The organism is Pandoraea commovens, from assembly GCF_024704525.1.
Lineage (GTDB): Bacteria > Pseudomonadota > Gammaproteobacteria > Burkholderiales > Burkholderiaceae > Pandoraea > Pandoraea commovens.
Genome location: NZ_CP102780.1, coordinates 2,710,985 through 2,728,690, shown reverse-complemented (window position 1 = coordinate 2,728,690; position 17,706 = coordinate 2,710,985). Strand labels below are relative to the sequence as shown.

Sequence of the window (17,706 nt, the reverse complement as noted above, 5' to 3'; positions counted from 1 at the left end):
CCCGAATTGACGGACGATGTGCGTTATGGCGAGGCATTGCGACGTTTTAACGGTGATCAATGAGGCGTTGACTGACCCTGGACTCGGACGCCTCCGAAAATGTCGGCGCCTCCCGATGTAGGGAGCATGTCTCTGGCACAATCGCTCAACGCAAGCAGCACGGGGCCATCGACCGACTGTCCGGTGTGCCCAATGACATAAAGGAGTCAGCAATGTCGCAGTTCGATGTGGATCTGTTCGTGATCGGTGCCGGTTCGGGCGGCGTGCGGGCCGCACGTGTCGCCGCGCAATACGGCGCGCGCGTGAAAGTCGCGGAAGAGTTTCGCGTGGGTGGCACGTGCGTCATTCGCGGTTGTGTGCCGAAGAAGCTGTTGGTCTACGCCAGCCGGTTTGCCGACGAATTCGAAGATGCCGCGGGTTTCGGCTGGGAAGTCCCCTCCCCCAAGTTCGACTGGAAAACGCTGATCGCCCGCAAGGACACCGAGATTGCGCGGCTCGAAGGCATCTACACGACCAACCTCGAACGTGCGGGGGCTGAACTCATCGCCGCGCGCGCCGTGGTCGAAGGCCCGCATACGGTCGTGCTGCCCGCCACTGGTGAGCGCATCACCGCGCGCAACATCCTGATCGCGACAGGCGGCCGTCCGGCAGATCAGCCACACTTCGTCGGACGCGAGCACGCCATTTCGTCAAACGAAGTGTTTCATCTCGAATCGCTCCCCGAGCGGATTACGATCATCGGTGGCGGTTACATTGCACTGGAATTCGCAGGCGTTTTCGCCGGGCTGGGCTCGAAGGTGACCGTCGTGCATCGCGGGCCGCATTTGCTGCGTGGCTTCGACGAGGAAGTCCGGACGTCGCTCGAAGCCGCATATCGCGAGCGAGGCATCGAGATCCTGCTTGAGCGCACAATCGAGCGTGCAGAGAAGACTCAGGACGGCTTGCGCATTACGCTGTCGGACGGCAGCGCGCACGAAGCGGATGTGCTGCTGAGCGCTGCGGGGCGCGTGCCGTACACGCAAGGACTCGGGCTGGCGGCCAGTGGCGTGGCCCTCAACGACAAGGGGGCGGTGATCGTCGACGAGTTTTCGCGCACGAATGTGCCGTCGATCTTCGCCGTTGGCGACGTCACCGATCGCGTCAACCTCACGCCGATGGCAATTCGCGAAGGTCAGGCGTTCGCGGATACGGTGTTCGGGGAGCGCACCACGCGCGTCGACCACAAACTGATTCCGACCGCCGTGTTCAGTACGCCGGAGATCGGTGTGGTGGGACTGACCGAGAGTGAAGCCCGCGCGCAGTACGCACAGCTCAAGGTGTACAAGGCCACCTTCCGTCCGCTCAAGGCGACGCTGTCGGGCCGTCAGGAAAAGATGCTGATGAAGTTGCTCGTCGATGGTGCGACCGACAAGATTGTCGGCGCGCATATGGTCGGGGATCACGCAGGAGAACAGGTGCAGTTGCTGGGCGTCGCGCTGTCGATGGGCGCAACGAAGGCCGACTTCGATCGCACGCTGGCGGTGCACCCGACGGCCGCAGAAGAGTGGGTGACGATGCGTACGCCGGTGGCGTAAAGCGGCGCCATCCGACGCGGGTGCTGACGCCACTGTCGTGGTCAGTGCCCGCGTTCACTTATCCCAATCGAAGCCTTAGCACCTTAGAACGTCTGATACCAGACACCGAAGATGGCGATCGGCGTGAGCACCAACAGCAGTGCGCGCCAGACCGGTACAAACCACTGCGCGCGCGAACCTTCCAGCACAGTACGCGCCTTGGGCCAGATGCACGCACCGACGAAGATCGCGATGCAAAGCCCGCCCACCGGCATCAGCAGATTGACCGTGACATAGTCCATCAGATCGAAGATCGTCCGGTCAAACAAACGCACATCCGACCAGACGCCGAACGACAGTGCCGCCGGTGCACCGAACAGGAATGTCGCGACGAACACGGCGAGGACCGCCTGACCTCGCCGCCATTGATATTCGTCGATCAGAAAGGCCGTGACCGGCTCGAACAGCGAGACGGCCGAAGTCAGCGCGGCGAACAGCAACAGCAGGAAGAATGCGATAGCAATCGCGTGACCAAACGGCATCTGCGCGAAGATGGCCGGCATGGTGATGAATGTGAGGCCGGGACCGGCGTCGGGCGGCACACCGAACGCAAAAACGGCGGGGAGGATCATCAGACCGGCAAGGCAGCACGCCAGCGTCGCAAGCGTCGCCACCCAGACGGCCGAACCGGCGAGCCGTGCGTCGCGCGGCAGATACGAGCCGTAGACCACAATCATCCCCGCCCCCAGCGACAGCGAGAAGAACGCCAGCCCCAGTGCTTCGAGCAACGTGTCGCCGGAGATCATCGAAAAGTCGGGCGTAAGGAACCAGGCCACACCCGCCATCGCGCCGGGCAGCGTGAGCGCCCGGGCAATGACCATCAACATCAGCAGGAACAGCGCGGGCATGAGCCACTTGCCTGCCCGCTCGATGCCTTTCTGTACACCGGCCGCGACGATCAACGCCGTCAGCCCGAGAAACACCCCCATGCTCGCGAGTGACGCTACCGGATTTGCGGTGAACGCCGAGAACTCGGCGACCAGCCGATGCGTATCGTTCGCGAGGACCGAGCCGGTGAACGCGCGCATCAGGTACGTCACGGTCCAGCCTCCGACCACGACGTAGAACGAGAGAATCGCGAACGCATTGAACGTGGCGATGCGGCCGACCCAGGCCCAGGCACGTCCGCCGAGCGTGCGCAATGCGGTCGTGATGGACTGCCCCGTCAAGCGGCCAACCGTCATCTCTGCCAGCAACAGGGCGACACCGAGCGTCAGCACACAGACCAGATAGACGGCGAGGAACGCACCGCCGCCGTGCTGCCCGACGACGTACGGAAATTTCCAGACCGCGCCGAGGCCGACGGCAGAGCCAGCGGCGGCGAGCACAAAACCCAGCCGCGATCCCCAGGTGGCACGGCTCGCTTCACCCGAAGCATCGGTTGCAGCGGGCGATGCCGCCGGGGCAGCAGGTGAGATAGGTAAATGGGACACGTGTCTCCTCCGGAAACGGACGTGCAGCCACTCGTTCCACGCGGCTTTGCACCGCGCGGGAGCGACACGTCACTGGTTCATGGAATGGCGTCAGGCAGATTACTGGCGCGGCACGGCATCGATATCGGAACGATGCGGCTCACTTGCGCCAGCGCGCGACACCATAAGGGTGGCCGGAGAGTCTACGCGGGAAAAGGTGCCTACCGGTTTAGGAAAGCACCCAAATTGGCATCAATGGCCGAGTTCGACCTCGCCTGCCGAGGCAGAACGCGTCCCCGGTTTCGGTGGATTGCTCTCGCCCCGGTATGCGAACACGACCGAGAATTTGGTAGCGTCGCCTTCATTGCGGCCAGCCGCGTGGAACAGGCCGCTGTGGAACAGCACGACGTCGCCTTGGGCAAGTTCCACCTGCTTGCCGCGCGCCACGAGCGGCTGATTGTCCGGCTCGTCGGGACGCAGGAAGTCCAGTGAATCAAGCTGATGCGGCTGAAGCTGCTCACGGTGCGAACCCGGAATGAAGCGAAGCGCACCGTTGTCGCGCGTCTCCGGCCCCAGCGCCAGCCAGACCGACACAAGTGAGTTCTCGGGGAACGACCAGTAACGGATATCGCGATGCCAGCCGGTTGCCGTACCGAAGTGCGGATGTTTCGTCATCACGCAATTGTGGTGCGCGAGCGTCAGCACCACGTCTTCGCCAAAGATCTGGGCAAGCGATTCGATCAGGTCCGGGCGCGTGGCCCAGTTGCGCAGTGCATCGCCGCGATCGTAAGCCTTGAGCAGACGGCGAACCGTCTGGCCACCCTCGGCGTCGCGCGATTGCGGCGCGCCCTCATACCCCACGTCGGCTTCGAACTCGAGCGGTAGCGTGGCCGCCGCCAACTGCGCTCGCACATCGGCCAGAATCGCCTCGCAGTCGGCCTGCGCGACGTAGCGCGGAAGGATCAGATAACCGTCGTTACGGAAGGTTTCGAGTTGCGATGCGGTAAGCGCCATGATGGTCGGCGAAGCGGGCAATAAGCTGGCTGTTAATGGGAAATGACGAGAACTTGGAGTTTTGCTGTAACCGGATGAATCTGGAGGACTTGCAGGGTCATGGCCGTTGACGTCGTTGCTGCATCACATGACGTCGTGACGGCAATGGCGCTCAGGCGGCGCGTTTACGTCGTCGGGGCGGTAGATCGCCGGCCGTCTTGCGTTCGAGCTTGGGTTCGGGCTGTGGCACGTCGGTGCCAGGCAGCGACGCCTGCGGATTACCGGCGGGACGCGGCGTATCGACTACGCTGCGCAGACGGTCGAGCTCACGCGTGAGCTTCGCCAATTGGTATTCGAGCTGGCAGTTACGGCGATACAGCGTGCGCATCTTCTGGCTGAGCGCCTGCGTCTGTGTCCAGTATTCCGGATACATGACGAAACGCCCATCCGGGCGCTCGACGACGCCAAGCCCGCTCTGCCCCATCACGTCGATGGTTTCCAGCGCGTAGCGTCGAACTTTTTTTACCGTACCTGCCGCCATTTATTTCCTACAGTCCCAGCCTGAGAGAGTCAGGCGCGGCATTTTGCCACGAATTCGGCCCGCCCGGGCGGCAAACCCGCGTCGGACCGGAGATTTATTTTTCTGCTGCGGCCCCGCCGGACGGGGCTGCGAGCAAGTTGTGGACGCATCGGGACACAATCTCCCGGCATTGCACAGCAATTGTTACGGCTTCGGCGTCTTACCCGTGTCGATGGAAACCGGATCGCTTGCCGGGAAGGTTTCCTCCAGCCCCTTGTCAAGACGCTTCGTCTCGCTAGGTCGCGATGCGGGAACCCGCTTCGGTTTGTCGACTTCGATGGACACGGGATCGCTCGCCGGAAACGTCTCCTCAAGCGCTTCGTCGAGGTCGCGTTCCACCGCGTCCTCCTTGTGAGGATGCTGTGGGCCGGGCTTGCGCGTGGGGGTATCGCTCATCAAGTCCTCCGCTGATAGGGCCGCGCCGGTGCGCGACCGTCACCCTTACTATACCGCGAGCTGCGTAGGCTCGCGTCCATTCAGTCAGGCGGCGGGCGTCAGGCGCGCACGGTGGCGCGTCAGCGCTTCGCGCACGAGCGAGTGCATTTCCTCACCGTCCGGCGTGTCGACGAGTGCCAGAATCTGCGAACGCATGCGGGGATCCCAGAACTTATGCAGATGCGTCGCGACCTGATCCAGCGCTTCGTCGCGATCGGGCAATGAGTCGAAGAAGTCTGCAATGCGATTGGCCATACGCACGAGGTTGTTGCCGTCCATCGAAAGTCTCCCGCTCCGTCAGGGTCAAGGCCGTCAGACGCGCTCGTCGAGCGCGGCCCCGCCGGTATAGATCACACACTGTTCGCCGCGCACGAAGCCCACGAGCGCCACGCCTGCCGCTTGTGCCGTACGCACCGCCAGCGCCGTTGCCGCCGAGACGGCCGCCACCATCGGAATGCCGACTTGCGCCGCTTTCTGCACGATCTCGACGCTGGCGCGACTGGTCATCAGCACAAAGCCGCTATCGAACGCACGCCCCTCGCGCGCCAGCGCGCCGATGAGTTTGTCGAGCGCGTTATGACGGCCGACGTCTTCCCTCAGACAAACGATCTCGCCCTGCGCCGAGCACCAGGCCGCGCCGTGCACCGCACCGGTCACACCGTTGAGCGCCTGATGCGCCGCAAGCCCCGCATGCGCCGCCGCAAGCGCCGCATGGGTCACACGCAACGGCTCGCCAGCGGACGGTAACGGCCGCAACACCTGATCGAGACTCTCCGTGCCGCAAAGCCCGCAACCGGTGCGACCCGTCAGGTTGCGACGCCGCTCCTTGAGTCCGGCGAACGCGCGCGACGACACTTCGAGGTGCGCCGTAATCCCCAGTGAGGTCGCCGAAACGTCCACGCCATAACACTCGCGCCGGTCGTTCAGAATGCCTTCCGACAACGCGAACCCCAGCGCAAAATCTTCGATATCGGCGGGTGTCGCGAGCATCACCACGTGCGAAATGCCGTTGAACTCCAACGCGACGGGCACTTCTTCGGCGAGTTCGTCGCTCGCCGCCTGCCACGCGCCATGACGGAATCGCCGCACACCGAATGTCGCGTGCGGCGAGAGGCTTTCGGGGTCGATGGCTGTCGGCGCGACGTCACACACGGGGGCCGCGATGCCATCGATCTCATTGCTGGCATCGCCGACCAATTCACCGGCTTCGCGCCCTTCAGCCACTTCACGTAACGGGTTGGACATCGTCAAACACTGACTCCAGGTCATTCCAGGGGTTCGCGCCCCTACTTCGCCGACACCGGTTCGGCAGGGTTGCGGGCCGCATCGAGCAATTCGAGCTGCGTGCGGTTGAAGGACGAATACTTGGCCTGCCATGCCGACGGCTGCACCACCGGCAGCACCTGCACGGCCGTCACCTTGTATTCCGGGCAATTCGTTGCCCAGTCCGAGTTATCCGTCGTGATGACGTTCGCGCCCGATTCCGGGAAATGGAACGTCGTATAAACCACGCCGGGTTGCATACGTTCGCTGAGCACCGCGCGCAGCACCGTCTCGCCTGCCCGACTCCGGATGCCGACCCAGTCGTCATCCTTGATCCCCCGCTCCTGCGCGTCGTGCGGGTGAATTTCGAGCCGGTCTTCGTCGTGCCAGTGAACGTTGTGCGTGCGGCGCGTCTGCGCTCCGACATTGTATTGCGAGAGGATACGCCCCGTGGTGAGCAGCAACGGATAGCGCGGCGTGACCTTCTCGTCCGTCGGCACATAACGCGTGATGATGAAGCGTCCCTTACCGCGCACAAAGGCGTCGACGTGCATGATCGGCGTGCCGTCGGGGGCCTCGTCGTTGCACGGCCATTGCAGGCTGCCCGCTTCGTCCAGACGCGCATAACTCACACCATGGAACGTCGGCGTGAGCCGCGCGATCTCGTCCATGATCTCGGACGGATGCGCGTACGGCATCTCGTAGCCCAGCCGCTTGGCCAGCTCGATGGTGACTTCCCAGTCGGCCATGCCCGGCAACGGCGCCATCACCCGGCGCACGCGAGAAATACGTCGCTCGGCGTTGGTGAACGTGCCGTCCTTTTCGAGGAACGTCGTGCCCGGCAGCAGCACGTGGGCATACTTGGCTGTCTCGTTCAGGAAGATGTCCTGCACGACGATGCACTCCATTGCCTCCATCGCCGCTGCCACGTGCTGCGTGTTGGGGTCGGACTGCACGATGTCCTCGCCCTGGCAGTAAAGTCCCTTGAAGCTGCCGTGGATGGCCGCGTCGAACATGTTCGGGATACGCAACCCCGGCTCGGCCTGCAACGTCACACCCCACGCGGCTTCAAACTCCTCGCGCACCAGCGTATCGGACACATGCCGGTAGCCCGGCAACTCGTGCGGGAACGAGCCCATGTCGCACGAGCCCTGCACGTTGTTCTGTCCGCGCAAGGGGTTCACGCCGACACCTTCGCGCCCGACGTTGCCCGTCGCCATCGCCAGGTTCGCGATGCCCATGACCGTGGTCGAGCCCTGCGCGTGCTCCGTGACGCCCAGCCCGTAGTAAATCGCTGCGTTGCCGCCCGTCGCATACAGACGCGCAGCGCCGCGAATATCCTCGGCAGGTACGCCCGTCACGACGGACACCGCCTCGGGCGAATTCTCCGGCAGCGCCACGAAATCGCGCCACTGTGCAAATGCCCGGTCCTCGCACCGCTCGGCAATGAACGCTTGCGCCAACAGCCCCTCGGTGACGATCACGTGCGCCAGCGCGTTGACCATCGCCACGTTGGTGCCGGGGCGCAGCGGCAGATGGAACGTCGCCTTCACGTGCGGTCCGTCGACGATATCGATGCGACGCGGATCGATCACGATAAGCTTCGCCCCCTCGCGCACACGACGCTTGAGTCGCGAGGCGAAGACAGGATGCCCGTCCGTCGGGTTCGCGCCCATCACGAGAATGACGTCGGCGTGTTCGATCGACTTGAAGGTCTGCGTACCGGCGGACTCGCCGAGCGTCTGCTTCAACCCGTAACCGGTCGGCGAATGACAGACGCGCGCGCAGGTATCCACGTTGTTATTGCCGAACGCGGCACGCACGAGCTTCTGCACGAGATACGTCTCTTCATTCGTGCAGCGCGACGACGTAATGCCGCCAATAGCGTCGACACCGTACTTCGCCTGCAACCGACGGAACTCCGATGCCGCGTAATCGAGCGCCTCGTCCCACGACACTTCGCGCCACGGATCGGTGATCTTGCTGCGGATCATCGGCTTGGTGATGCGCTCCTTGTGCGTGGCGTAGCCCCAGGCGAAGCGTCCCTTGACGCAGGCATGGCCTTCGTTCGCGAGACCGTCCTTGTACGGGGTCATGCGCACGACTTCGCCGCCCTTCATTTCCGCCTTGAACGCACAGCCGACGCCGCAATACGCGCACGTCGTCACGACCGCGTGCTCGGGCTGCCCCATCTCGACGATGCTCTTTTCCTGCAATGTGGCCGTCGGGCATGCCGCCACGCAGGCGCCGCACGACACGCACTCCGAGTCCATGAACGGCTGGTCCTGCCCGGCTGAGACGCGCGCCTCGAAACCTCGCCCGGAGATCGTCAGAGCGAAGGTGCCCTGCGTCTCCTCGCAAGCCCGTACGCACCGGTTACACACAATGCATTTCGACGGGTCATACGTGAAGTACGGATTGGACTCGTCCTTGGCGCTGTGAATGTGGTTATCGCCGTCGAAGCCGTAGCGGACTTCGCGCAGTCCGGTCACACCGGCCATGTCCTGCAACTCGCAATCGCCGTTGGCCGCGCACGTCAGGCAGTCCAGCGGGTGATCGGAGATGTAAAGCTCCATTACGTTGCGCCGCAAGTCTTGCAACTTCGGTGATTGCGTGCGCACCTTCATGCCCGGCTCGACGGGCGTCGTGCACGAGGCCGGGAATCCGCGCCGCCCCTCGATCTCGACCAGACACAGGCGGCACGACCCGAACGGTTCGAGGGAATCCGTCGCACAGAGCTTGGGGATGTTGACGTCGTTGCCCGCTGCGGCGCGCATGATCGACGTGCCCGCCGGGACCGTCACGCTCAGACCGTCGATCTCCAGCGTGACCTCGACTTCGCTTTCACGCCGCGGCGTGCCCATGTCGGGGCCGTGGCCCGGCGAAACTTGTGCATTCGGATGGATCATGTGTCGTTCTCCCATTCAGACGTGCAGGCTTTGGACGTTGAAGTCTTAGATGTGAATACATCAAGCAGCTTCGGCGCATCCGGCGCCGTCGGGCAGACCGAAGTCCGCTGGGAAATGTTCAAGCGCAGAGCGCACGGGGAACGGCGTCATGCCGCCCATCGCGCAGAGCGAGCCGGACACCATCGTGTCGCAGAGGTCGTGCAGCAACTGCACCTGACGCGTGGACGTGTCCCCACGCCGGATCCGCTCGATCACCTCGACACCACGCGTCGACCCGATCCGGCACGGCGTGCATTTGCCGCACGATTCGAGCGCGCAGAATTCCATTGCGTAGCTCGCCAGTCCGGCCATGTCGGCGGTGTCGTCGTGAACCACGACACCGCCGTGCCCCACCACAGCGCCTAACGCCGCGTAGGCCTCGTAGTCCATCGGCACATCCCATTGCGCCTCCGGCAAATAGGCGCCGAGCGGCCCACCGACCTGGATGGCCTTCGCAGGACGCCCGCTCGCCGTACCACCACCGAAGTCGTCGAGCAGCGTGCGCAACGTCACACCGAATGCCAGCTCCACCAGCCCGCCGCGACGGATGTTGCCCGCCAGTTGCACCGGCAGCGTGCCCTGCGACCGGCCCATGCCGTACTCACGATAGGCCTGCGCCCCATGTGCAAAGATGTACGGCACGCTCGCCAGCGTGATTACGTTGTTGATGAGTGTGGGCTTCCCGAAAAGACCGGACAGCGCGGGAATCGGCGGCTTGGCACGCACCACGCCGCGCTTGCCTTCAAGGCTTTCGAGCAGCGCCGTTTCCTCGCCGCAGATATAAGCGCCAGCGGCCTTCGCCACGCGCAATTCGCAGGCGCGCCCGGAACCGAGGACATCCGGCCCGAGCCAGCCCTCACGACGTGCCACAGCCATCGCCGCCTCCAGCGCCGCGATTGCGTGGGGATATTCGCTGCGCACGTAGACGATGCCTTCGCTCGCGCCCACGCTCAGCGCTGCAATCACCATCCCTTCGATGAGCACGAACGGATCGCTTTCCATGATGAGGCGGTCGGCGAACGTACCGGAGTCGCCTTCGTCTGCATTGCAGACGACGTACTTCTGCGCGGATTCCGCACGACTTACCGTGCGCCACTTGATGCCTGCCGGGAATGCCGCACCACCGCGTCCGCGTAGTCCTGAGTCGAGCACCGTCTCACAGGCGGCCTCCGCGTCGAGCGCGAGACAGGCGCGAAGCCCAGCGAGGCCACCGTGCGTCAGATAGTCAGCCGGGTCCAGCGGATCGGTCACACCCACGCGAGCGAACGTCAATCGTTGCTGACGCGCCAGATACGGAATCGTCTCTACCTGCCCCACACAGGCGGGCATGGCGGCATCCCAGCTTCCGTCGGGATCCGCTGACGAGACGTCGCGCTCAGCGTCCTTCGCTGCGCACGCGGGCCAACCGCTGTCGAACAGGGCTGCGACCTGCGACGGCTGCACGTTGCTGTATCCCACACGCCCCGCAGGCGTCGCCACCTCGACGAGCGGCTCCAGCCAGAACAGGCCCCGTGAACCGTTACGAACGATATCGATAGCAACGCCACGCCGGGTCGCCTCGGCGGCCACCGCCGCCGCAACCCTGTCAGCACCGAGCGCAAGCGCGGCAGAGTCACGCGGAATGTAGATGCGGAAAGACTTCGACGCCTCAGTCATGACGACCCTCCTTGCTGACGACGGCATCGGCGAGCAGCGCGTCGAAGCGCGCCGGACTGACACGCGCATGCAATTCGCCGTTGATCGTCACGGCAGGCGACAACGCACATTGACCAAGGCAGTAGACCGATTCGACGCCCACGCCATTGCATGCGTCGCCATCGATGTGCGCACCGGTACAGGCTTCGACATGGGCGACGAGCGCTTCCCCGTCGCGACTGCGACAAGCCTCTGCACGGCAGACCTGTACGACAGTCGACGGGGGCGGCGCGCTGCGAAAGTGGTGATAGAAGGTGATGACGCCGTGGACTTCTGCGCGCGAGAGATTCAGCGCGGCAGCGATGGCAGGCACGTGGGCGGGATCGACGTAGCCGTCGGCGTCTTGCAAGGCATGCAGCAGCGGCAACAACTCGTGTGCGCGGCCGGCGTGGCGAGCCAGCAGCGGCGCGAGCGTCGCATGAGGTGTGGGCACCATCTCGAATTGTCTCCTGGGGCAAGACCGCGTTTCATATGTTCTTAATTGCATATGATGACGACAGATCTTTTGGGGGCTCAGTCCTTATGACAGTAGACCAAACGCCCCGTCCCAACAAGCCTCGTGCAAATACCGATACCCTCGCACGACCGTTCGCGCTGCATAGCAACATGATGCAGACATCCAGCCCATGCGGGCCGGGCGTCGGTCATTGAAAAACGTCCCGCATTACATATGCATGCGATTACATATGAAACATCACCCTAGCGACGGGAATGCCTCGGACAACGACGTCACTCGCCCCGTCGCCCCTTCGCTGTAGCCGGGGATGGCGTGAACGGTCTGCCGGTATTCGCCACTCTGGAGAATCTCAAGCAAAGCCTGAAGATGCGGGGACTCGCTGCCACTCTCCGGGAACATCAGGCAGTAACGCTCCGTGAGGATCGGGATGAAATCGAGGCCGAACTGACTCGCGGCGGCTTCGATGGCGAGGCCCGCGTCGGCGCGTCCGCTGGCGATATACGCAGCAACGGCGGCGTGCGTGAATTCGATGTTCTCTGCACCGGCCACCGTGGTGGGATCGATGCCGTCCTGCGCCAGCAGCAGGTCGTAAATGATGCGCGTGCCGGACCCGCGCTCGCGGTTCGCGAAGCGCGCGCCCGTGCGCGGCAGATCGGCCAGCGTCCGGATGCCGAGCGGGTTGCCGCGCGCCACGAGCAGACCGAGACGCCGCGACGCCACGTCCGCCACACGATACGACTTCCCCTTCAGTAGCGGCATGTACTGATCGAGCACCGGCTCGGCGAGCGCGCCAATCGGCACGTGAAAGCTCGCAACTTCGCATTCATGCTTGGCCAGCGCGGCAATCGCTTCAATGCTGCCGCGATAGCTGACGTCGATGGGCAAACCGGCGCGTCCCGCGAAATCGACCAGCGCCGCCACCGCCAGGCCGTGACTCGCGAAGAGCCGCAACTGGTCGGTTTCCTGAAGCAGCAAATCGTCGAGTTCGGTCTGCAATTCCGACGCCATCGTCTCCAGCAACGGCCCGAGCCGCGCCTGCAAGCGCTTCTGCCCCCAGAGCAATCGCTGCGCGAGCGGCGTAAGGACAGCGCCGCGCCCGCGCGCCATTGTGAGCAACGGCGCCCCCATCAGCGACTCCACTTCCTTCACGTGCCCCCATGCGCCACGGTACGACTGCCCCAGCACCTGGCTGGCGGCCTGCAGGTTGCCGTGCGCCTGCACTTCCGTGAGCAGCGACAACACCTTGTCGAGCGGCAGGTCGTTGCCGTCGTGGCGAAAACGAAGTTGCGGGGCAATGGAGATACGCTTCATGGGGTTCACCTTATATGCTATTCATTGCATAAATCAATTTATGCAAAATCCTGATAACATGCCTACAAACGTCGATTTAACGGGCATTTCCCGCTCGACATTCGCACGAAGTTACGGGCGCAATGTTTCTCAATTATGCATCAATTTGCCTATTTGACGTCAACCATTTCCTCCGGATATTGCGCTCCCCCGAAGTTGGCGCAATGCGCCGGTCACTCTTGCCCGAACACGCGTCATGTCTGCCCCGAAAATTGCCCCGTACGACCGCCCCGCTGGCGGTTGGGGCGCGCTCAAGAACGTCGCCATCCAACTCGTCACGCAAGGCATCCCGCTCAAAGGCGCGCGAACGCTGCTCAGCGCGAACCAGCCCAGCGGTTTCGATTGCCCCGGCTGCGCCTGGCCGGACCGCGAACACGCGTCGACCTTCGAATTCTGTGAGAACGGTGCGAAGGCCGTCGCCGCCGAGGCGACCAAACGCCGGGTGACGCCCGAGTTCTTCGCCGGACGCACCGTCACCGAGTTGCTCGAACTCGACGACTACACGCTCGAAGGTTACGGCCGTCTCACGCACCCGATGCGCTACGACGCTGCCACCGACCGCTATCTGCCCATCGCCTGGGATGCCGCGTTCGCCATGATCGGCGAGCATCTGCGTGCGTTGCCCGACCCCGATCGGGCGGCGTTCTACACCTCGGGACGCACGAGCAACGAAGCGGCATTCCTCTATCAGCTGTTTGTCCGTCAGTACGGCACGAACAACTTCCCCGATTGCTCGAATATGTGCCACGAGCCGACCAGCGTGGGGTTGCCGCCGGTCGTCGGCCTGGGCAAAGGCACGGTCACACTCGAAGACTTCGAACAGGCCGATACGCTCCTGTTGTTCGGGCAGAACCCGGGCACCAACCATCCTCGCATGCTCGGAGAGTTGCGCGAAGCGGCCAAACGCGGCGCGACCATCGTCTCGATCAACCTGTTGCACGAGCGAGGTCTCGAGCGCTTCGCCGACCCGCAGAGTCCGGGCGAAATGCTGAGCATGGGCGGCACGGCCATCAGCGCTCACTATGTGACGCCAGCGAGCGGCGGCGACTTCGCTTTCGTGAAGGGCGTCATCAAACATGTGCTGGAGCGTGACGCCGAGGCGCGCACCAACGGCGAACCCGCCCTGCTCGACGACGCCTTCATCGCCGAACATACGCACGGCTTCGACGACTTCGCCGCCGACGTGCGCGCCGAGCGCTGGGACGATCTGGAGCGCGCGTGCGGCGTGTCGCAGGCGCAGATGTGCCAGATTGCCGACGTCTATCTGCGCGGCGAGCGGGTCATCGCGACCTGGGGCATGGGCATCACGCAGCATAAGCAGGCGGTGGCAACGATCCAGATGATCGTCAACCTCATGCTCCTGCGAGGCAACATCGGCCGTCCGGGCGCCGGGCTTTGCCCCGTGCGTGGCCATAGCAACGTGCAGGGCGACCGCACCGTTGGCATCAACGAGAAGCCGACGGCTGCGTTCCTCGACCGGATCGGGCAGGTCTTCGACTTCACGCCGCCGCGCCGCGAAGGCCTCGGTGTCGTCGACACGATCTCGGCGATGCTCGCCGGGCAGATCCGGGTCTTCATCGGGCTGGGCGGCAATTTCGCGATGGCTACGCCCGATACGCCACGCACGTGGGAGGGGCTGCGCCAGTGCGACCTGACCGTGCATGTGGCGACGAAACTCAACCGCAGCCATCTGGTGCACGGTCGCGACGCACTGATTCTGCCGTGCCTCGGCCGCACGGAAATCGACATGCAGAACGGTGCGGTGCAAGGCGTGACCGTCGAAGATTCGATGAGCATGGTGCACCTCTCGTACGGCATCAACACCCCGGCGTCGGAGCATCTGCGCTCGGAGCCCGCGATTGTCGCGGGCATGGCGCAGGCGACAATGGGCCGCGCCGTCGGCGGCCATGACGACTGGCACTGGTACACCGAAGACTACGACCGCATTCGCGACGCCATTGCCGCCACGTTCGACGACTTTGCCGAATTCAACCGTCGCGTGCGTCATCCGGGCGGCTTCCGCCTGCCGGTGCCGCCGTCGGAACGCCAATGGCTTACCGCCAACGGACGTGCCAACTTCACCACGCACCCGCTACCCGTCGAGTTGCCCATCGACGTCGCCCGCAAACAGGCGGGAAATCGCGGCGCAGAGGTGCTGCAACTCGCCACCATCCGATCGCACGATCAGTACAACACCACGATCTACGGGCTGAACGACCGGTATCGCGGCGTGTTCGGGCAGCGTCGCGTCGTCTTCGCGAACATCGAGGATCTGGATGCGCTCGGTCTGCGCGCAGGCGAGCGCATCGACCTCGTCGGCGTGTGGAACGACGGCATCGCCCGTCGCGCCGACGACTTCCTGCTGGTCGCTTACGACATTCCGCGCGGCAGCATCGCCGCGTACTACCCGGAGACGAACGGTCTCGTACCGCTCGACGCCGTTGCCGACGGCGCAGGCACCCCGACCTCCAAGTCTGTTCCGGTATTGCTGGAGCGCCGCCTTGGCTGACCTCCCCACCGCCGCCGACGGTGAACTGGCACAGGCGGAGCAAGAACTCGTCCGTCTGCTGCAAACGCTCGCCGACGGGCGTCGCGAAGGCCGCGAGTCGATGTCGCTCGCGCGTCTTGCCAAGCGCAGCGCATTGCCCATGAGCACGTTGCTGCGCTACCTCAGCGTGCTCACGGAGGCCGGATGGGTCTCGCTCGAAGACGGGGAGCGCGGCCTGCAACTTGCCCGACTGACGGCGGCCGGGGCCGAGCAGCTGGATAGCCTTGGCAGTCCTCAGTAACGTCTCAGTAACGTGCCCGTCCGTTGAAAAAACGACCGCGTATGACGGAAATGCGACGAAAGTAAGGCGCTGCAATACGACTGACATATTTCCATCCCGGCGCCCGACATACACTCTCGTCGCTACGGGGCGGGTCACCGCCCCGGGCGCTTACGTTGCCCGATGCGACCCGCGTGATCCATGCGATCCATGCGATCGATTCGACATCGGCGACGTCAGGCCACGTCATGTCCGCCATGCCCCGGAGACTTCATGGAGAACGTCGTTGCGCGCCCGGTCGAGATCGACGCCGCTACGCCCTGTGTCAGCGCCACCGTCGAGAGCGTCGCGACGCCCTCGCCCGCGCTATGGCGTCACGCCAGACCGTCGCGCTGGAACCCTGCACTGATCGGCCTGACGACGCTCGCCGGACTTTGGCAGTGGCTGGGGCTGGGATGGGCGCTGCGCCATTGGGGTGAGATGGCGTTGCTGACGCTGCTGCCCGTGCTACTGCTCACGCCGATGCACTGGGGGCTGATCCACGAGTCCATCCACGGCCAGTTGCGCCTCAAGCCGCGCGCCAACGAACGCACCGGCCGCTCGCTCTCCCTTTTGCTCGGACTGCCCTTCGAGATCATGCGATTCGGGCATCTGATGCATCACCGATTCACGCGCCAGCCCTACGACCGCCCCGACATCTCCAACCTGCCCGCCGATGCCTCGTTCGCTGCGCGTGCCAAACGCTGGCTCGGCTATCAGTCGCGCCTGCTCGGCGGCATGTGGTTCACGGAACTGCTCGCACCGCTCATCGCCTGGCTGCCGGTCAAGCGCCTGCCCGCGCTGGCCGTAAGTGCACTGGGTGCCGATCCGCAGGACGACGATGTGCGTCGTCGTGTGGTGATGTTCGCGTCCGATCCGGTGCGACGCCGCCGTATTCAGCGCGATTTCCTCCTGATGCTCCTCGCACTCGGTGCTGCGGTGTGGACGTACGGTCGCTGGTGGCCCGTGTTCGCGGTGACGTTCGTCGCGCGCGGCATCTGGCTATCCATCGCCGATAACCTGCCGCATTACGGCGTGGCGATGGACGAACCCGCACGCTCGCGCAACTTCCGGTCGCCCGCTTGGGGGCGTCTTCTCGTGCTCAATCACCATCTGCACCGCGTTCACCATCAGTACCCCACTGCGCCCTGGCACCTGCTGCCGGAAATCAACGCCGCGCAACCTTCATCCGGCCCCGTCATTCCTTACTGGCGGGCCATCCTTCGCCAGTTCCGCGGACCGTTGCCAGCCAGCAGCCTGACGGCCAACGTCCCGGCCGCGCACTAGCGCCTTCGCACCTCAACGACAACGACGCCCCGTGCGTCGTTGTCTGCGCGCCACGCAAGACACACCGTCTACTGTGGATTTCGGACCGATTCTTTCAGGATTTGTCCGAATCATGATATAAATGCGAATCGTTTTCGTTAACGTTTACATCATCATTCCACTGAATGCTTGATCGTAACGAGCGACCGACACCGTCTGTGGATTTGCGCTGCCAGCCACGTCGCCTCAGGGCGGCGTTTTCGTTTCCGTTGGCGCAGCGTGATAGCAGACGCAAGACGCTCGGCTTGACGTTTGCATTCCCGCTTTTTGCGCTCACTTATCAGTCACTCGCGAGCATGTTGATTGCATTGGCCATTGCACTGGCATGGTTGACAGGCGCTGCCTGCTACCTCACTTCGGAACACCAGCGATTGCGCGCGCAACGTCTGGCGGCACAGCCCGCGCGCGCGATAGCCCTGGTCGCAGCGATCGCGAGCCTCGTGTGTTGGTGGATGGCCGCTGGCCCGTCGGCCGGTATCGCGTCCGCGTTCATGTCGCTGTGCTTTGGCCTGCTGTTCTGGCCGTATGCGGCGGGCGGCTGGCACTGGCTGCGCGGAGACGCTCATGTGGAGTAGAACCTTCGCGGGCCTTGTGCTCGGCTTCTTCGCGGCCATCGCCTTGTGCGGTGCCATCGCCTATATGACACCGGCTGGCTGGCAAACCGCCGCGATCCCCGTCATCGCCCTCTTCCCGCTTGTATGGCTGGGCCTGTTCGCCGTCGTCTATGCGAGCCGCACGGCGGCGCGCGCATGGATCGGCATTGGCGCGACCACTGTCGTCGCGTGGGCTGCGCTGCTGTTGGCGCGCACTGTCTGGTAAGGATCGCT

At 64.2% G+C, this 17,706-nt stretch carries 16 protein-coding genes; 6 read left to right on the top strand and 10 right to left on the bottom strand.

Features of this window, described 5'->3' with window-relative positions; genetic code table 11:
* Nucleotides 1-212 precede the first annotated feature (212 nt).
* Complete coding sequence (gor, locus tag NTU39_RS12635; protein WP_150662475.1) at nt 213-1,574, top strand: glutathione-disulfide reductase; 1,362 nt, start codon at nt 213-215, stop codon at nt 1,572-1,574.
* A gap of 83 nt (nt 1,575-1,657) precedes the next feature.
* On the opposite strand, the gene NTU39_RS12630 is transcribed toward gor, so the two are convergent.
* The 10 genes from NTU39_RS12630 to NTU39_RS12585 form a co-directional block, all read right to left on the bottom strand.
* Nucleotides 1,658-3,046, bottom strand: a complete 1,389-nt coding sequence (locus tag NTU39_RS12630; protein WP_150662474.1) for a sodium-dependent transporter — start codon at nt 3,044-3,046, stop codon at nt 1,658-1,660.
* Between the two features lie 231 nt (nt 3,047-3,277).
* The gene (locus NTU39_RS12625; protein ID WP_150662473.1) at nt 3,278-4,039 is read right to left on the bottom strand and encodes a phytanoyl-CoA dioxygenase family protein; all 762 of its coding nucleotides are present in this window, start codon (nt 4,037-4,039) and stop codon (nt 3,278-3,280) included.
* Between the two features lie 151 nt (nt 4,040-4,190).
* Nucleotides 4,191-4,559, bottom strand: coding sequence for a hypothetical protein (locus tag NTU39_RS12620; protein ID WP_039398577.1), 369 nt, complete (start codon nt 4,557-4,559; stop codon nt 4,191-4,193).
* A 183-nt stretch (nt 4,560-4,742) separates the two neighbouring features.
* A complete protein-coding gene (locus tag NTU39_RS12615; RefSeq protein WP_039398579.1) occupies nt 4,743-4,994 on the bottom strand; it encodes a hypothetical protein in 252 nt (83 codons plus the stop codon).
* 84 nt (nt 4,995-5,078) lie between these two features.
* Nucleotides 5,079-5,312: a formate dehydrogenase subunit delta gene (locus NTU39_RS12610; protein WP_150662472.1), complete on the bottom strand. Its 234-nt coding sequence runs from the start codon at nt 5,310-5,312 to the stop codon at nt 5,079-5,081.
* Between the two features lie 33 nt (nt 5,313-5,345).
* The gene (gene fdhD / locus NTU39_RS12605; RefSeq protein WP_246184462.1) at nt 5,346-6,278 is read right to left on the bottom strand and encodes a formate dehydrogenase accessory sulfurtransferase FdhD; all 933 of its coding nucleotides are present in this window, start codon (nt 6,276-6,278) and stop codon (nt 5,346-5,348) included.
* Nucleotides 6,279-6,319: 41 nt separating this feature from the next.
* Entirely contained in the window at nt 6,320-9,205 is a 2,886-nt protein-coding gene (gene fdhF, locus NTU39_RS12600) for a formate dehydrogenase subunit alpha (RefSeq protein WP_150662471.1), read from the bottom strand.
* 60 nt (nt 9,206-9,265) lie between these two features.
* Nucleotides 9,266-10,900: a formate dehydrogenase beta subunit gene (locus NTU39_RS12595; protein ID WP_257959937.1), complete on the bottom strand. Its 1,635-nt coding sequence runs from the start codon at nt 10,898-10,900 to the stop codon at nt 9,266-9,268.
* Nucleotides 10,893-11,375 carry an NAD(P)H-dependent oxidoreductase subunit E gene (locus NTU39_RS12590; RefSeq protein ID WP_150662469.1) on the bottom strand — a complete coding sequence of 161 codons (483 nt, stop codon included), beginning with the start codon at nt 11,373-11,375 and terminating at the stop codon, nt 10,893-10,895. Before NTU39_RS12590 ends, NTU39_RS12595 begins: the two co-directional genes overlap by 8 nt.
* A gap of 258 nt (nt 11,376-11,633) precedes the next feature.
* Nucleotides 11,634-12,707 (bottom strand): substrate-binding domain-containing protein, encoded by a 1,074-nt coding sequence (locus NTU39_RS12585; protein WP_150662468.1) that lies wholly within the window; start codon nt 12,705-12,707, stop codon nt 11,634-11,636.
* A gap of 235 nt (nt 12,708-12,942) precedes the next feature.
* Here NTU39_RS12585 and NTU39_RS12580 point away from each other — a divergent pair, with 235 nt between their 5' ends.
* The 5 genes from NTU39_RS12580 (at nt 12,943) to NTU39_RS12560 (ending at nt 17,698) form a co-directional block, all read left to right on the top strand.
* Nucleotides 12,943-15,255 carry an FdhF/YdeP family oxidoreductase gene (locus NTU39_RS12580; protein WP_257959936.1) on the top strand — a complete coding sequence of 771 codons (2,313 nt, stop codon included), beginning with the start codon at nt 12,943-12,945 and terminating at the stop codon, nt 15,253-15,255.
* Nucleotides 15,248-15,535 (top strand): helix-turn-helix domain-containing protein, encoded by a 288-nt coding sequence (locus NTU39_RS12575; RefSeq protein WP_246184364.1) that lies wholly within the window; start codon nt 15,248-15,250, stop codon nt 15,533-15,535. The genes NTU39_RS12580 and NTU39_RS12575 overlap by 8 nt, the downstream gene beginning before the upstream one ends.
* Before the next feature lie 252 nt (nt 15,536-15,787).
* On the top strand, nt 15,788-16,840 hold the full coding sequence (locus NTU39_RS12570; RefSeq protein ID WP_257959935.1) for a fatty acid desaturase: 1,053 nt from the start codon (nt 15,788-15,790) through the stop codon (nt 16,838-16,840).
* A gap of 335 nt (nt 16,841-17,175) precedes the next feature.
* On the top strand, nt 17,176-17,454 hold the full coding sequence (locus NTU39_RS12565) for a hypothetical protein (protein ID WP_150662466.1): 279 nt from the start codon (nt 17,176-17,178) through the stop codon (nt 17,452-17,454).
* Nucleotides 17,444-17,698 (top strand): hypothetical protein, encoded by a 255-nt coding sequence (locus NTU39_RS12560; protein ID WP_150573939.1) that lies wholly within the window; start codon nt 17,444-17,446, stop codon nt 17,696-17,698. The genes NTU39_RS12565 and NTU39_RS12560 overlap by 11 nt, the downstream gene beginning before the upstream one ends.
* The last annotated feature ends 8 nt before the right edge of the window (nt 17,699-17,706 follow it).

Coding starts and splice junctions, on each gene's coding strand:
- NTU39_RS12570 (WP_257959935.1), top strand. CDS start 15,788: ATGGAGAACGTCGTTGCGCGCCCGGTCGAGATCGACGCCGCTACGCCC.
- NTU39_RS12625 (WP_150662473.1), bottom strand. CDS start 4,039: ATGGCGCTTACCGCATCGCAACTCGAAACCTTCCGTAACGACGGTTAT.
- NTU39_RS12580 (WP_257959936.1), top strand. CDS start 12,943: ATGTCTGCCCCGAAAATTGCCCCGTACGACCGCCCCGCTGGCGGTTGG.
- NTU39_RS12610 (WP_150662472.1), bottom strand. CDS start 5,312: ATGGACGGCAACAACCTCGTGCGTATGGCCAATCGCATTGCAGACTTC.
- fdhD (WP_246184462.1), bottom strand. CDS start 6,278: ATGTCCAACCCGTTACGTGAAGTGGCTGAAGGGCGCGAAGCCGGTGAA.
- NTU39_RS12615 (WP_039398579.1), bottom strand. CDS start 4,994: ATGAGCGATACCCCCACGCGCAAGCCCGGCCCACAGCATCCTCACAAG.
- NTU39_RS12620 (WP_039398577.1), bottom strand. CDS start 4,559: ATGGCGGCAGGTACGGTAAAAAAAGTTCGACGCTACGCGCTGGAAACC.
- fdhF (WP_150662471.1), bottom strand. CDS start 9,205: ATGATCCATCCGAATGCACAAGTTTCGCCGGGCCACGGCCCCGACATG.
- NTU39_RS12595 (WP_257959937.1), bottom strand. CDS start 10,900: ATGACTGAGGCGTCGAAGTCTTTCCGCATCTACATTCCGCGTGACTCT.
- NTU39_RS12560 (WP_150573939.1), top strand. CDS start 17,444: ATGTGGAGTAGAACCTTCGCGGGCCTTGTGCTCGGCTTCTTCGCGGCC.
- NTU39_RS12590 (WP_150662469.1), bottom strand. CDS start 11,375: ATGGTGCCCACACCTCATGCGACGCTCGCGCCGCTGCTGGCTCGCCAC.
- NTU39_RS12585 (WP_150662468.1), bottom strand. CDS start 12,707: ATGAAGCGTATCTCCATTGCCCCGCAACTTCGTTTTCGCCACGACGGC.
- gor (WP_150662475.1), top strand. CDS start 213: ATGTCGCAGTTCGATGTGGATCTGTTCGTGATCGGTGCCGGTTCGGGC.
- NTU39_RS12565 (WP_150662466.1), top strand. CDS start 17,176: ATGTTGATTGCATTGGCCATTGCACTGGCATGGTTGACAGGCGCTGCC.